This window comes from Kitasatospora sp. NPDC090308, assembly GCF_044769485.1.
GTDB classification, from domain to species: Bacteria; Actinomycetota; Actinomycetes; order Streptomycetales; family Streptomycetaceae; genus Kitasatospora; species Kitasatospora fiedleri.
The window spans coordinates 42,096-57,547 of sequence record NZ_JBIVXY010000018.1 but is presented as its reverse complement, the minus strand read 5'-3'; the positions used below and the strand labels follow the sequence as shown (position 1 = coordinate 57,547).

General features: G+C 76.3%; 11 protein-coding genes. All 11 read left to right on the top strand.

What is annotated here, in order from left to right:
• The coding region (locus ACIQVD_RS29990) for an AMP-binding protein (RefSeq protein WP_402292298.1) at window positions 1-1,900 on the top strand (1,900 nt) is incomplete at its 5' end.
• On the top strand, window positions 1,900-7,599 hold the full coding sequence (locus ACIQVD_RS29985) for an SDR family NAD(P)-dependent oxidoreductase (RefSeq protein ID WP_402292297.1): 5,700 nt from the start codon (window positions 1,900-1,902) through the stop codon (window positions 7,597-7,599). The genes ACIQVD_RS29990 and ACIQVD_RS29985, both read left to right, overlap by 1 nt.
• Complete coding sequence (locus ACIQVD_RS29980; protein ID WP_400690967.1) at window positions 7,592-8,461, top strand: 3-hydroxyacyl-CoA dehydrogenase family protein; 870 nt, start codon at window positions 7,592-7,594, stop codon at window positions 8,459-8,461. Before ACIQVD_RS29985 ends, ACIQVD_RS29980 begins: the two co-directional genes overlap by 8 nt.
• A gap of 131 nt (window positions 8,462-8,592) precedes the next feature.
• Window positions 8,593-8,862: an acyl carrier protein gene (locus tag ACIQVD_RS29975; protein ID WP_400690971.1), complete on the top strand. Its 270-nt coding sequence runs from the start codon at window positions 8,593-8,595 to the stop codon at window positions 8,860-8,862.
• A 35-nt stretch (window positions 8,863-8,897) separates the two neighbouring features.
• Window positions 8,898-10,112, top strand: coding sequence for an acyl-CoA dehydrogenase family protein (locus tag ACIQVD_RS29970; protein WP_402292296.1), 1,215 nt, complete (start codon window positions 8,898-8,900; stop codon window positions 10,110-10,112).
• Window positions 10,109-11,263 (top strand): HAD-IIIC family phosphatase, encoded by a 1,155-nt coding sequence (locus ACIQVD_RS29965; protein ID WP_402292295.1) that lies wholly within the window; start codon window positions 10,109-10,111, stop codon window positions 11,261-11,263. The genes ACIQVD_RS29970 and ACIQVD_RS29965 overlap by 4 nt, the downstream gene beginning before the upstream one ends.
• Window positions 11,260-12,039, top strand: a complete 780-nt coding sequence (locus tag ACIQVD_RS29960) for a thioesterase II family protein (RefSeq protein WP_402292294.1) — start codon at window positions 11,260-11,262, stop codon at window positions 12,037-12,039. The genes ACIQVD_RS29965 and ACIQVD_RS29960 overlap by 4 nt, the downstream gene beginning before the upstream one ends.
• Window positions 12,036-12,824 carry a 4'-phosphopantetheinyl transferase family protein gene (locus ACIQVD_RS29955; RefSeq protein WP_402292293.1) on the top strand — a complete coding sequence of 263 codons (789 nt, stop codon included), beginning with the start codon at window positions 12,036-12,038 and terminating at the stop codon, window positions 12,822-12,824. Before ACIQVD_RS29960 ends, ACIQVD_RS29955 begins: the two co-directional genes overlap by 4 nt.
• A 30-nt stretch (window positions 12,825-12,854) precedes the next feature.
• Window positions 12,855-13,496 (top strand): LysE family translocator, encoded by a 642-nt coding sequence (locus ACIQVD_RS29950; protein ID WP_111555270.1) that lies wholly within the window; start codon window positions 12,855-12,857, stop codon window positions 13,494-13,496.
• 17 nt (window positions 13,497-13,513) lie between these two features.
• Entirely contained in the window at window positions 13,514-14,560 is a 1,047-nt protein-coding gene (locus tag ACIQVD_RS29945) for a histidinol-phosphate transaminase (protein WP_400690987.1), read from the top strand.
• Window positions 14,561-14,708: 148 nt separating this feature from the next.
• Window positions 14,709-15,398 (top strand): DUF6308 family protein, encoded by a 690-nt coding sequence (locus tag ACIQVD_RS29940; RefSeq protein ID WP_400690990.1) that lies wholly within the window; start codon window positions 14,709-14,711, stop codon window positions 15,396-15,398.
• Window positions 15,399-15,452: the final 54 nt, after the last annotated feature.

Here is a 15,452-nt window from a genome sequence, read left to right as displayed (position 1 = left end):
CGCCGACCGGGCCGCCGACCGGCCGGAGGCCGTCGCCCTCCTCGCCCCCGACCGGGCCCCGCTCAGCTACCGGGCGCTCGCCCGGCGGGTCGAGGAGGTCGGGCGGACCCTGAACGGCCTCGGCCTGGGCCGTCCGCACCGGGTCGCCCTGGTTCTGCCCAACGGCCCCGACCTGGCCGTCGCGTTCCTCGGCACCGCCGCGTACGCCCAGAGCGCCCCGCTCAACCCGGCGTACCGGCGGCAGGAGTTCGCGTTCTACCTCGCGGACATGCGGGCCGACGCCCTGCTGGTCGAGGCGGGCGACGACTCGCCCGCCGTCGAGGTGGCCCGCGAGCGCGGCCTCCGGATCATCGAACTCACCTCCCGGCCCGGCAGCCCCGCCGGTGAGTTCGAGCTGCGCAGCGCCGGCCCGGCCACCGCCGTCCCGGTCGCGGACGGCGGCCCCGGCGGCCCGGACGACACCGCGCTGATCCTGCACACCTCCGGGACCACCGACCGCCCCAAGCTCGTCCCGCTCACCCACGCCAACCTGCACGTCGCCGCCCGCAACACCGGCGCCGCCTTCGCCCTCGACGAGCACGACCTCTGCCTCAACCCGATGCCGCTGTTCCACGCCCACGGCCTGACCAGCACCCTGCTCGCCACCCTGGTGCGCGGCGCGGGCATCGTCTGCACCCCCGGTTTCAGCGACACCGGCTTCTACCGCTGGCTGGGGGAGTTCCGCCCGACCTGGTACACCGCCGTGCCCGCCATGCACCAGGCCCTGCTGTCCGTCGCCGACCGGCACCGCGAGGTCCTCGCCGCGACCCGGCTCCGGTTCGTCCGCTCGGCCTCCGCGCCGCTGCCCGGCGCCGTCCTCACCGCCCTGGAGGAAGCCTTCCGCGCCCCGGTGATCGAGGCGTACGGCATGACCGAGGCCGGCTCCCTGGTCACCACCAACCCGCTGCCGCCCGGGACGCGCAAGCCCCGCTCGGTCGGCCTGCCGGTCGGCGAGGCGGTGGCCGTCCTCGACAAGGCCGGCCGCCCGGTGCCGGTCGGAGAGTCCGGCGAGATCGCCATCCGCGGCGCCAACGTCACCGCCGGCTACGAGGCCAACCCCGAGGCCAACGCCCGTGCTTTCACCGGAGGTTGGCTGCGCACCGGCGACGAGGGGCGGCTCGACGAGGACGGCTACCTGTACGTCGTCGGCCGCAGCAAGGAGATCATCAACCGGGGCGGCTCCAAGGTCGCCCCGGTCGAGATCGACGAGGTGCTGGCCGGCCACCCGGCGGTCAAGCTGGCCGTCGCCTTCGGCGTCCCGCACCCGACCCTCGGCGAGGACGTCGCGGTGGCCGTCGTCCCGCGGCCCGGCGCCGTCGTGGTCGAGCGGGACATCCGCGAGTACGCCCGGGAACGGCTCGCCGACTTCAAGGTCCCCAGCCGGGTCCACCTGGTCGAGGACGTCCCGCGCAGCCCCACCGGCAAGGTCCAGCGGCTGCGGCTCGCCGAACTCCTCGCCGCCGCCGGGGCCGCCGCCCCCGCCCACCGGGACGCCCCCGGCGACCCGCTCGCCCGGCAGGTCGCCGCCGTCTGGGCCGAGGTGCTCGGCACCGAGGACTTCGGCGCCGACGACAACTTCTTCGACCTCGGCGGCAACTCGCTGCTGCTCAAGCGCGTCGCCGCCGCCCTGGGCGAGCGGCTCGGCCGGGACGTCCCGCTGCTGGCGCTGACCATGTGCCCCACCGTCGACACCCTCGCCCGGCACCTCGCCGACCGGCCCGCCGGGCCCGCCGGGTCCGCAGCGCCCGCAGCGCCCGCGGGCCCCGACCCCGCGACCCGGGAACGCCTCGACCGCGGCCGCGACCGGCTGCGCCGGCAGCTCGACCGGCGGCGCACCGGCGCACCGAAGGAGAACAGCTGATGGAGCACGCCGACGACACCACCGGCCTGGAGATCGCCGTCATCGGGCTCGCCTGCCGCTTCCCCGGCGCGGACGGCCCCGAGCAGTACTGGGAGAACCTGCGCACCGGCACCGAGTCGATCACCTTCTTCACCCCCGGGGAACTCGCCGCCCGGGGCGTCCCCGAGGCGCTGCGCACCGACCCCGACTACGTCGCCGCCCAGGGCGTGCTGGCCGGTGCCGACCGCTTCGACGCGGACTTCTTCGGGATGAGCCCGAAGGAGGCCGACCTGACGGACCCCCAGCACCGGGTCCTGCTCCGGTGCGCCTGGGAGGCCCTGGAGGACTCCGGCCACGACCCGCGCGCCGTGCCCGGCCAGGTCGGCGTCTACGCCGGCACCTACTACAACAGCTACGTCGACCACGTCGACGGCCTGATCGACCCCGACGACCCCGGCGAGGTCTTCGCCCGCAACCTCGCCAACGAACGGGACTTCCTGGCGACCCGGATCGCCTACAAGCTCGACCTGTCCGGCCCCGCCCTCACCGTCCAGTCCGCCTGCTCCACCTCCCTGGTCGCCGTCCACCTGGCCTGCCAGGCCCTGCTCAGCGGCGCCTGCGACACCGCGCTGGCCGGCGGTGCCACCGTCCGCGCCCACCAGCACCAGGGCTACCTGTTCCAGCCCGGCGGGATCTTCTCCGCCGACGGCCACTGCCGCCCGTTCGACGCCGCCGCCCAGGGCACCGTCGCCGCCAACGGCGTCGGCGTGGTCGTGCTCAAGCGGCTGGAGGACGCGCTGGCCGACGGCGACCCGGTCCGGGCCGTCATCAAGGGCTCCGCGGTCGGCAACGACGGCGCCGAGCGGATCGGCTTCACCGCCCCCGGCGTGGCCGGCCAGGCCCGGGTGATCCGCGCCGCCCTGGAGGCCGCCGAGGTCGACCCCGCCACCATCGGCTACGTCGAGACCCACGGCAGCGGCACCCCGCTCGGCGACCCGATCGAGATCGAGGCGCTCGGCCGGGCCTTCGGTGGCCTGCCGCCCGGCAGCTGCGCGATCGGCGCCGTCAAGGGCAACATCGGCCACACCCACGCCGCCTCCGGCGTCGCCGGGCTGATCAAGACCGTGCTGGCGCTCCAGCACCGGCAGATCCCGCCCAGCCTGCACTTCGACGTCCCCAACCCGGCCGTCGACTTCACCGCCGTGCCGTTCCGGGTCAACACCCGCCTCACCGACTGGCCCGCCGACCGCGGACCGCGCCGGGCCGGCGTCAGCTCCTTCGGCATGGGCGGCACCAACGCCCACGTCGTCCTGGAGGAGGCCCCCGCGCCCGCCGCCCGCCGCGCCCCCGGCCGCCGCCGCGTCCTGCTGCCGCTCGCCGCCCGCACCGCCACCGCGCTGGAGGCCGCCACCGACCGCCTCGCCGACCGCCTCGACGGCGCCGCCCCGCCCGACCTGGCCGGCACCGCCCGCACCCTGCAGACCGGCCGCCGCCACTTCGGCCACCGCCGCTTCCTGGTCGCCGAGGACACCGCCCGGGCCGCCCGCGCGCTGCGCGAGCGCACCCCCGGCACCGTCCGCACCGGCCACCACGACGGCACCCTGCGCGAGGTCGCCCTGGTGCTGCCCGGCCTCGGCGAGCAGCGCCCCGGCATGGGGCGCGAACTGTACGAGGCCGAACCGGTCTACCGGGCCGCCCTCGACCGCTGCGCCGAAGGCTTCCGCCCCCACCTCGGCCTCGACCTGCGCGAACTGCTCCACCCCGCCGGCGCCGCCGACACCGCCGCCGGGCCCGACCTGCGCCGGATGCTGCGCGGCCCCGCCGCCGCCGACCGCACCGAACTCGACCGCACCCGCTACGCGCAGCCCGCCACCTTCGCCGTCGAGTACGCGCTGGCCCGGCTCTGGGAGTCCTGGGGCGTCCGCCCGGCCGCGCTGATCGGCTACAGCATCGGCGAGTACACCGCCGCGCACCTGGCCGGGGTGCTGTCGCTGGACGACGCCCTCAAGCTGGTCGCCCACCGGGCCCGGCTGATCGACGGCCTGCCCGCCGGCGCCATGCTGGCCGTGCCGCTGCCCGAACGCACCGTCCTCGGCCTGCTCGGCGACGACCTGTCGCCGGCCGCCGTCAACGGGCCCGAGCTGTGCGTGGTCGCCGGCACCGACGAGGCGGTCGCCGCCCTGGAGGCCCGGCTGGCCGCCGACGGCGTCGCCGCCCGGCGGCTGCAGACCACGCACGCCTTCCACTCGCACCTGATGGACCCGATCACCGAGGAGTTCGCCGACCTCGCCGCCGGGGTCGCCCTGCACCCGCCGACCGTCCCGTACGTCTCCAACGTCACCGGCGACTGGGCCGACGCCGACCTGGTCACCGACCCCGGCTACTGGGTGCGGCACCTGCGCCGCCCGGTCCGGTTCGCCGACGGCGTCCGCCGGCTGTGGGAGCGGCCCGGCCGGGTGCTGCTGGAGACCGGCCCCGGCCAGTCGCTGACCAGCCTGGCCCTGCAGCTGCGCCCGGCCGGCGCCGCCCCCGGCGTCGCCCTCGCCTCGATGCCCGGCCGGTTCGACCGGCAGGGCGAGGAGCGGTTCCTGCTGAACACCGCCGGCGCCCTGTGGGCGGCCGGCGTCGACCTCGACTGGTCCGCCGTCGGCGGCGGCGACGGCGCCGCCCGGGTCTCCCTCCCGCCCTACCCGTTCGAGGAGAGCCGGCACTGGATCGACCCGGCCCCCCGCCGGACCGCCCCCCGGCCCGGGCTCGCCCGCCGGGCCGACCTGGCGGACTGGTTCCACACCCCCGTGTGGGAGTCGCTGCCCGCCCGCCCGCAGGCCGCCCCCGGCGCGCCGTCCTCCTGGCTGCTGTTCACCGACGAGGTGGGCGTCGGCGACGCGCTCGCCGCCCGCCTGCGCCGCGACGGCCACCGGGTCAGCACCGTCCGGGCCGGCCGCGGCTGGGGCGAACTCGGCGACGGCGCCTACCGGATCGACCCCGCCAGCGCCGCCGACCACCGCCGCCTGGTCGACCGGCTCACCGCCGACGGCGGCCCGCCCGACCGGACGGTCCACCTGTGGACCGTCGGCCCGCGCCGCCCCGTCGACGAGACCCTGCAACGCGGCTTCCACAGCCTGCTCCGGCTCGACCAGGCCCTCACCGCCGCCGCCCCCGGCACCCCGCCGCACCTCACCGTCGTCTCCAGCGACGCCCACGCCGTCCTCGGCACCGAACCCCTCGCCCCGGAGAAGGCCACCGTCACCGGGCCCGCCCTCGTCCTCCCGCTGGAACAGCCCGGCACCACCTGCCGCGCCGTCGACGTCTCGCTGCCGCCCGGCCGCCGCTGGAGCGCCGCCGACACCGACCTGCTGTACGCGGAACTGCTCGACCCGATCACCCGCCCGCTCACCGCGCTGCGCGGCCGCCGCCACTGGGAGCGCACCCACCGGCCGGTCCGGGTGGAGGCCGCCGCGGACGGCCGCACCCCGCTGCGCGAGCACGGCGTCTACCTGATCACCGGCGGCTTCGGCGGCGTCGGACTCACCCTCGCCCGGCACCTCGCCACCGCCGTCGCGGCCCGGCTGGTCCTGGTCGGCCGCACCCCGCTGCCGCCCCGCGAGGAGTGGGCGGCGCTGCTCGCCGACGGCCGGGCGGACGGCGCGGCGGCCGAGCGGGTCCGGGCCGTGCTGGAGCTAGAGGGGCTCGGCGCGCAGGTGATGACCGCCGCCGCCGACGTGGCCGACGCCGCCGCCCTCCAGCGGGTCGCCGACCGGGCGGTGGAGCGGTTCGGCGCCGTCCACGGCATCGTGCACGCCGCCGGGGTGCCCGCCGCCGGCCTCGCCCAGCTCAAGACCGCCGAGGCCGCCGACCGGGTGCTCGACCCCAAGGTCCGCGGCGGCCTGGCGGTCGACGCGCTGGCCCGCCGGCTGGCGCCCGACTTCACCGTGCACTGCTCCTCCAGCCTGGCGCTGACCGGCGGCGTCGGACAGGTCGACTACGTCGCCGCCAACGCCTTCCTGGACGCCCTGGCGCAGCACAGCGACGCCACCGGCGGCCCGCGCACCGTCTCGGTCAACTGGGACGGCTGGCAGGAGGTCGGCATGGCCTTCCGCACCCTCGGCCCGGGCGGCCACCCGGACGCCGCCGCCCCGGCCGCCCGCACCGGCCCCGTCGACCACCCGCTGCTGGACGCCTGCCTGCGCGACGACGACGCCGTCGCGGTGTACGCGGTGGCACTCAGCGTGGCCGGGTCCTGGCTGATCGACGAGCACCGGATGGCCGGCAACGCCGTCGTCCCCGGCACCGGCCACCTCGAACTCGTCCGGGCCGCCCACGAGCACCAGAGCGGCGACCCCCGGGCGGTGCTGGAGGACGTCACCTTCCTCTCCCCGGTGGTGGTCGGCGAGGACCGGCAGCGCGAACTGCGGGTGGTGCTCGACAAGCGGCACGCCCCGGCGCGGTTCGCCGTGGTCAGCCGCGAGGGCGCGCCCGGCGGCGGGCCGGCGGACGGCGCGGGCGGTGCGGACGGGCCGGGCGGTGCGGACGGGCCGGGCGGTGCCGGGCCGGACGGCGGCGACGGCTGGCAGGTGCACGTGACCGGTGCCGTCGGCCCGGTCGGCGACGACACCGCCCCGCCCCGCCGGCACGACCCGGCCGAGCTGGTCGCCCGGGCCGGCATGCGCGACCTCGGCGCCCTCACCCACACCGGGCCGATGGGCTTCGGCCCGCGCTCGCACTGCCTGCGCCGGGTGCACCTGGGCGAGAAGGAGGCGCTCGCCGAACTCGAACTGCCCGCGCAGTTCGCCGCCGACCTGGACCGGATCGCGCTGCACCCCTCGCTGCTCGACCTGGGCGCGGGCTTCCACGGCATGAACCTCGCCGAGGAGTTCCGCATCCCGCTCCGCTACGGCCGCCTCACCCTGCTCGCCCCGCTGCCGCGCCGGATCTACAGCCACCACCGCTTCCACGAGGCGGACCGCCGCGGCAAGGAGACCTTCACCGCCGACTTCACGCTGCTCGACGAGACCGGCCTGGAGACCGTCCGGGTCGAGGACTTCGTCCTCAAGCGGGTCGCCGACCTGGAGACCCGGCTCGGCGCGCTGCGCGACGGCACCTCCCGGGAGACCGCCGCCTACCGCTTCCCGCCCGCCGCCGCCCCGGCCGCCCGCCCCGGCGACGCCGGACCGCTCCGCGACCACCTGGACCAGGGCATCCGGCCCGCCGAGGGCGTCGAGGCGCTGTTGCGGCTGCTCACCGCCGGTCTCGGCCCGCAGGTCGCGGTGGTCGCCAAGGACCTGGACGCGGTGTTCGCCGACATCCGCGCCCACCGGATCGGCGCCCCCGGGCCGCAGGACGCCCCGGACCCCGGGCGGCCGGACGGCGCGCTCCACCCGCGCCCCGGCCTGCTCACCGCGTACGCCGAGCCCCGGGACGACACCGAGACCGGGCTCGCCGAACTGTGGGCGGACCTGCTCGGCCTGGAGCGGGTCGGCGTGCACGACGAGTTCTTCGAGCTCGGCGGCCACTCGCTGCTCGGCCTGCAACTGGCGGCCCGGATCCGCCGCCGGTTCGGCGTCGACCTGCCGCTGAACACCCTGTTCGAGGCGCTCACGGTGGCGGAGCAGGCCGCCGCCCTCCGCCGCCGCCTCGGCACCGACGCCCCGGCCCACCCCCCGACGACCGGCACCCCGACGACCGACGGCACACAGAAGCGGAGCACAGCACATGTCTGACATCCACACGGTCGGCGTGGTCGGCGCCGGCGTCATGGGCACCGGCCTGGCGCAGGCGCTCGCCCAGTCCGGCCACCGGGTCCTGCTGGTCGACCGGACGCCGGAGATCCTGGCCGCCGCCGAGCGGACGGTCCGTCAGGGCCTGCGCTTCGCCAGGCTGCTGGGCGACCGGGGCCCGCGGGAGGACCAGCGGACCGTCCTGGAGCGGATCACCTCCAGCACCGACTACGAGGGCTTCGACGACGCCGACTTCGTGATCGAGAACATCACCGAGGACTGGGGCCTGAAGAAGGGCGTCTACCAGCGGCTGGACGCGATCTGCCCGGAGCGCACCGTGTTCGCCGCCAACACCTCGGTCATCCCGATCACCCGGATCGGCGCGGCCACCTCCCGCCCGGCCAACGTCCTGGGCATGCACTTCATGAACCCGGTGCCGCTCAAGCCCACGGTGGAGGTGATCCGCGGCCACCACACCTCCGCCGCGACGCTGGACGCCGCCCGCACCCTGCTCGCCCAACTCGGCAAGGAGGGAATCCTGGTGGAGGACTCGCCGGGCTTCGTCAGCAACCGGGTCCTGATGCTCACCGTGAACGAGGCCGTCTACCTGGTCCACGAGGGGGTGGCCGCCGCCGAGGAGGTCGACCGGATCTTCAAGACCTGCTTCGGCCACACCATGGGTCCGCTGGAGACCGCCGACCTGATCGGCCTGGACACCATCCTGCAGTCCGTCGAGGGCCTGTACGCCGCGTTCAGCGACAGCAAGTACCGGCCGTGCCCGCTGCTGGTGCGGATGGTCGACGCCGGACTGCTCGGCCGCAAGAGCGGCCAGGGCTTCTACAGCTACGCCACCGCGCTGCTCTGAGCCCCCGCCGCACCGCAATCCGGGCCACCGCCCCGCCCCCGCCGTACCGGCCCGCGCGCCCCGAGCCGCCACCGGCCCGAACCGAGAAGCCCGAACCGAGAAGCCCGACCGAGAAGAAGGAACCGCACACCATGACGACGGCCGACCACAAGCCGCAGATCCTCGCCTTCCTCGCCCAGTTCTTCGGCGAGCACCGGCTCGCCGACGACGAGGACATCTTCGCCTCCGGGTTCGTGAACTCGCTCTTCATCATGCAGCTGGTGCTGTTCGTCGAGGGCGAGTTCGGCATCACCGTGGAGGACGAGGACCTGGAACTGGCCAACTTCCGCACGGTGGAAGCCCTCGACGCGCTCGTCACCCGCAAGCGGGCCGCCGTGGGCGCCGCCGCGCCGCGCGCCTGACCCGCCGGACCGGAGAGGAGGCAGGAGAGGGACAGATGGCCATCCGAGTGCAACTGACCCCGGGCCAGGCCGCGGCGCGGGAGGAGTACGAGTCCTTCGTCCGGGAGGCCGTGGCCCCCCGCGCGGACGACTGGGACCGCGCCGAGCGGCTCCCCGAGGAGTTCCTGAAGGACTTCGCGGCCCGCGGCCTGCTGGGCGCCGCCGTCCCGGCCGACTACGGCGGCACCGGACTCGACCCGATCACCTTCGGGCTGCTCAACGAGGAACTCGGCCGCGGCTGCTCGTCCGTGCGCAGCCTGGTCACCGTGCACGGCATGGCCTCGTACGCGGTCGCCCGCTGGGGCAGCCGGGACCAACGCGCGCACTGGCTGCCGAAGTTCGCCACCGGCGAGGCGATCGGCGCGTTCGCGCTCACCGAGCCGGGCGCCGGCAGCGACGTCAAGGGCCTGCGGACGGCCGCCCGGCGCACCGCCGACGGCTACCTGCTGACCGGCGAGAAGCGCTGGACCACCTTCGGCGCCCGCGCCGACGTGTACCTGCTGTTCGCCCGGCTGGACGGCCGGGAGGCGGCCTTCCTGGTGCCCCGCGACGCCCCCGGGCTGACCGTCCGGCCGCTCACCGGCGTGCTCGGCACCAGGGCCTCGATGCTCGCCGAACTCAGCCTGGCGGACTGCCGGGTGCCGGACGGCGCGCTGCTCGGCCGCCCCGGCTTCGGGCTGAGCGCCGTCGCCGCCAGCGCCCTCGAACTCGGCCGCTACAGCGTCGCCTGGGGCTGCGTCGGCCTCACCCAGGCGTGCCTGGACGCCTCCCTGGACTACGCCGACCGGCGCGAGACCTTCGGCGTCCGGCTCCGCGACCACCAGCTGGTGCAGCGGATGCTCGCCGACATGGCCACCGGCGCCGCCGCCGCCCGGCTGCTCTGCCAGCAGGCCGGCTGGCTGCGCCAGGACCGCTCCACCGACAGCCTGCACGCCACCTGGCTCGCCAAGTACCACGCCTCCCGCACCGCGTTCCGGTCCGCCTCCGACGCCGTCCAGGTGCACGGCGCGCACGGCTGCGGCGACGCCTACCCGGTGCAGCGCTACCTGCGGGACGCCAAGGTGATGGAGATCATCGAGGGCAGCACCGAACTCCAGCAGACCACCATCGCCGAGTCCGCCTACCACTCCCGCCCCCGCACCGCCCCCACTGCCACCTCCGGCCCCACTGCCACCTCCGGCCCCACTGACACCGAAAGGGTGACGGCATGACCACCCAGGGCACCGCCGACCCGCAGGAAGGCACCGCCGGCGAGCGGCCCGCCAAGACCGTCAAGTGCGTGGTCTGGGACCTCGACCACACCCTCTGGGACGGCATCCTGCTGGAGGACGGCGAGGCGCCGCTGCGCCCCGGACTGCGCGAGGTCATCGTCGAGCTCGACCGCCGCGGCATCCTGCACTCCGTCGCCAGCCGCAACGACCACGACGCCGCCACCGCCGCGCTGCGCCGGCACGGCCTGCTCGACTACTTCCTCTACCCGCAGATCAACTGGAACGCGAAGTCCTCGTCGATCCGCTCCATCGCCGCCTCGCTCAACCTCGGCCTGGACGCCTTCGCCTTCGTCGACGACGACGCCTTCGAGCGCGGCGAGGTCGCCTTCGAGCTCCCCGAACTGCTGTGCGTCGACGCGGCGGACGCGGCCGGCCTCGCCGACCGGCCGGAGTTCTCGCCCCGGTTCGTCACCGAGGACTCCGCCCGCCGCCGCGCGATGTACCTCGCCGACCAGGAACGCACCCGGGTCGAGCAGGAGTTCACCGGCCCCCAGGAAGCCTTCCTCGCCACCCTCGGCATGACGCTCACCGTCCTGCCCGCCCAGGAGGAGGACCTGCGTCGCGCCGAGGAGCTGACCGTCCGGACCCACCAGCTCAACACCACCGGCTACACCTACTCGTACGAGGAGCTCGACGCCTTCCGCCGCTCCGACACCCACGAACTGCTGGTCGCCCGGCTGGAGGACCGGCACGGCCCGTACGGCACCATCGGCCTGGTGCTGCTGGCCGAGGACCCCGGCACCTGGACGGTCAAGCTGCTGCTGATGTCCTGCCGGGTGATGTCCCGGGGCGTCGGCGGCGTGATCATCAACCTGCTGCGCCGCCGCGCCCGGGCGGCGGGCGTCCGGCTGCTGGCCGAGTACCTGCCCAACGGGCGCAACCGGATGATGCTGATCACCTACAAGTTCACCGGGTTCCGGCAGCTCACCGGCGACGACGGGCTGGCGCTGTTCGAGGCCGACCTGACCGACGTCCCCGGTGACCCGCAGTACCTGACCGTGCAGGCGCCGTCCCTCCAACCGCCGTCCGCCGAGCCGCCGTCCGGGGAGGATTCGCCCGGGGAGCCGCCGTCCGGGGAGGGCCCGCGGTGAGCGCGTCCGGCGGGCCGTGGGTGGTCAGGACCGCGCCCAACCCCGGCGCCCGGCTCCGGCTGGTCTGCTTCGCCTACGCCGGGGGCGGCAGCTCGGCGTTCGCCGAGTGGCCGTGCGGCCTGCCGGACGACGTCGAGGTGTGCGCCGTCCGGCTGCCCGGCCGCGAGTCGCGGATCTTCCAGCGGGCCCACACCGACGTCGAGGACCTGCTGCCCGACCTCACCGAGGCGCTGGCCGAGCACTGCCGGCCCCCGTTCGCCCTGTTCGGGCACAGCATGGGCGCGCTGATCGCGTTCGCCCTCACCCGCCGGCTGCGCGCCCTCGGCGCGCCCGCCCCCGACCACCTGGTGGTCTCCGGCCGCCGCGCCCCGCAGCTCGCCCACAACCGGCCGCTGATCCACCACCTGCCGGAGGACCAGTTCCTGGCCCGGCTGCGCGAACTCGGCGGCACCCCCGACGCCCTGCTCGCCGACGCCCGGGTGATGCGCCTGGTCCTGCCCGGACTGCGGGCCGACTTCCAGCTCAACGACTCCTACACCCACCGCCCGCAGGAGCCGCTGCCCGTCCCGATCACCGCCTTCGGCGGCCGGGCCGACCCGGACGTCGACCCCGCGGGCCTGGCCGCCTGGGCCCGGCAGAGCACCGGCGCCTTCACCCTGCGGATGTTCGACGGCGGGCACTTCTTCCTGCACACCGCCCAGGCGGAGGTCCTGGCCGAGCTCTCCCGGCTGCTGCGCCGCCCGGCCGACCGCGGTGCCGGAGCGCTCACCCCGTGACCGCGCCCCGCCCCGACCACCGGCCGCCCGGGCGCTGGCCGCCGGGCCCCGCCGCGCCCGTCCTCGCCCCCGGCGAGGTGCACGTCTGGCGGGCCCGCCTCGACCTGCCCGCGCCCGCCGCGCGCCGGTACGCGGACCTCCTCGACGCCGGGGAGCGGGCCCGGGCCGCCGGCTGCCGACTGCCGCTCGAACGCGCCCGCCACGTCGCCGCGCACGGCGCGCTGCGCACCGTCCTGGCCCGCTACACCGGACAGGCCCCCGCCGACCTCCGGCTGCACCGCACCGCCCGCGGCCGCCCCCGCCTCGCCCCGGCCCCCGGCACGGACGCCGGCGCGGCTCCCGGCGCGGCGGGGCTCGACTTCAACCTCTCGCACTCCGGCGGCCTCGCGCTGATCGCCGTCACCGGCACCGGCACCGTCGGCGTCGACCTGGAGCTGGTCCGCACCGACCTCGACCACCGGGCGATGGCCGCCCGCTTCCTCGACCCGGCCGACGCCCGGCTGATCGCCGCGCTGCCGCCGGCCGCCGGACGGCACGCCTTCTTCACCCGCTGGACCTGGCGGGAGGCGTACGCCAAGGCCGCCGACGTGCCCGTCCCGCGCCGGCTCAGCACCGGCGCACAGGATCCGACGACGATCACCGTCGGTCGGTGGAAACTGAGCAACCTCCCACTGGACAAAGGATATTGTGCGACCGTCGCGGCTTTCGAGCCCTGCGCGCCGGCGCACCGCTGGACCTTGACGCAGGACCGGGCCCGCCGGACGACGCCCATCCGTTCCGCCTGACGAGAACGCGGACGAAAGGAACCGGACCGCATGCCTGACCTGTCCAGCCTCTGGTGGTTCTTCACGGCCTCCCTGGTGCTCCTGCTGATCCCCGGGCCGTCGGTGCTGTACGTCACCGGCCGCACGCTCGACCAGGGGCGCCGGGCCGGCCTGCTGTCCACCCTGGGCCTGGCCTGCGGGGACCTCGTCCAGGTGGTCGCCGCCGTGGTCGGCCTGTCCGCCCTGGTGGCCTCCTCCGAGACGGCCTTCGACGTGGTCAAGTACGCGGGCGCCGGCTACCTGGTCTGGCTCGGCGTCAAGCGCCTGCGCACGCCCGACCCGGACCCGTCCGAGGAACGGCCCGCGGAGGCGCCCGCCCGCTCGCCGCGGATCTTCTCCGACGGCCTGGTCGTCAACGCGCTCAACCCGAAGAGCACCCTGTTCTTCCTCGCCTTCCTCCCGTCCTTCATCCACAGCGGACACGGGGCGGTCTGGTCCCAGACCCTGGTCTTCGGACTGGTCTTCGTCCTGGTCGGCGTCTGCACCAACGCCGGTTGGGCGCTGCTCAGTTCACTCCTGCGCCAACGCGCCCGGCAGAGCCGCGGCTTCCTCCGCGCGGAGCGGTACATCGTCGCCGGCGTCTTCCTCGTCCTCGCCGCCGCCACCCTGGCGACCGGCCTCACCGGCGGCTGAGCCGCCACGGAGCCGACATGACCGACACCCCCGCCGCCGTCCCGCCGGCGCCCGCCGCCCACCGGCCGGACACCGCCCACCGGCTGCACGCGAACGAGAACCCCTACCCGCCGCTGCCCGGCGTCCTGGAACGGGCCACCGCCGCCCTGCGGACCCTCAACCACTACCCGGACCCGACCGCCGCCCGCCTGACCGCCGCCCTCGCCGCGCACCTGCGCGTCCCGCCCGCGCACCTGGTGATCGGCCCCGGCTCGGTCGGCGTGCTGTTCCAACTGGTCCGCTCCGCCGCCGGGCCCGGCGACGAAGTCCTGTACGCCTGGCGTTCGTTCGAGGCGTACCCGGAGGCGACCGCACTCGCCGGGGCCACCCCGGTCGCCGTCCCGCTGGCCGCGGGCGAGGTCCACGACCTCGCCGCGATGGCCGCCGCCGTCACCCCGCGCACCAGGGTCGTCCTGCTCTGCAACCCGAACAACCCGACCGGCACCGCCGTCCCGCCCGCCGACCTGGTGAAGTTCCTGGACGCCGTCCCCGCCGACACCCTGGTCGTGCTGGACGAGGCCTACCGCGAGTTCGCCCCCGACGGCACCCCCGACGGCGTCGACCTCCACCGCACCCGCCCGAACCTGGTCGTGCTCCGCACCTTCTCCAAGGCGTACGGCCTGGCCGGGCTCCGGGTCGGCTACGCCGTCGCCCACGAGACCGTCGCCGCCGCGGCCCGGGCCGTCGCCCTCCCGTTCGGCGTCAGCCGGATCGCCCAGGACGCCGCCGTCGAATCCCTCGCCGCCGGCCCCCACCTGCGCCGGCGGGTCGACGCCCTGGTCGCCGAACGCACCCGGGTCCAGGCCCGGCTGCGGGCCCAGGGCTGGTCCCCGCCCGACTCGCACGCCAACTTCGTCTGGCTCCGGCTGGACGACCGCACCACCGCGTTCGCGGCGGCCTGCACCGCCGCCGGAGTCACCGTCAAAGCCTTCCCCGGCGAAGGCGTCCGCCTCACCATCGGCACCCCCGAGGCCAACGACACCGCCCTCGCCGTCACCGCCGCCTGGCGCGCCTCAGCCGGATAGGCGGACCGAAAGCGTGAGTTGACCGAACGTCAGGTACGGTGGGGCGGCCGGGGGCTGTCGCGTCCCCGCCCCGGAGGGGCCGAGCCGCCCGCCGGCCACCGCACCGAGGCCGGAGCCGGTTCACCGGAAGGACGGAGACCGCGCACCCGTGACCGCCCGGACCGCCCGGACCGGGCCGCAGGGCCCGCCGCTGGCCGCGCGGTTGCACGCCCTGCTCGCCCGTGACGGTGCCGTGGCCGACCTGCGCCGCTACTACGGGATCGGGCTGCCGCCCGGTGCCGCGCCGTACACCGGCGGCCGGTTCGAGCGGCTGGCCGGTGGCGGGGAGCGCCCGGGCAGCGCCGACCGGTTCACCGCGGACGACCTGATCGCCGTGCAGACCCTGTCGGTGACCGTGCCCGCCCGCGTCGCCCTGGACCTGCTGGAAGGCCGGCTGGGGGAGGACCTGCACGCCCTGCTGCGCGCCGTGCCGGTCGGTCTCGACCTGGCCGACGCCGACCCCGGACACGTCGCCGACGACTCGCCCGCCGCCCGGGCCTGGCACCTGCTGGTCGCCGAGCCCGGCGTCGGCTGGGTCCTCGCCGGGAAGCTGCTGGCCCGCAAGCGCCCCCGGCTGCTGCCGGTCTACGACCGGGTGGTGCGTTGCGCGCTGGACCGGCCCGACCGGTTCTGGTCGCCGCTGCACACCGCCCTGCGCGCGGACGGCGGCGCGCTGGCGCACCGGCTGGCGCAGCTGCACGCCGCCGCCGACCTGCCGGCGGCGGTGAGCGCGCTGCGGGTGTGCGACGTCGTGGTGTGGACGGGCCACCGCGCCACCGGCCACCCCTGCCCCTCCTGACCGCGCCGCACGCCGCGCGCCGAGGACGGGCCGCCGCCGACGCTTCCGGCCGGT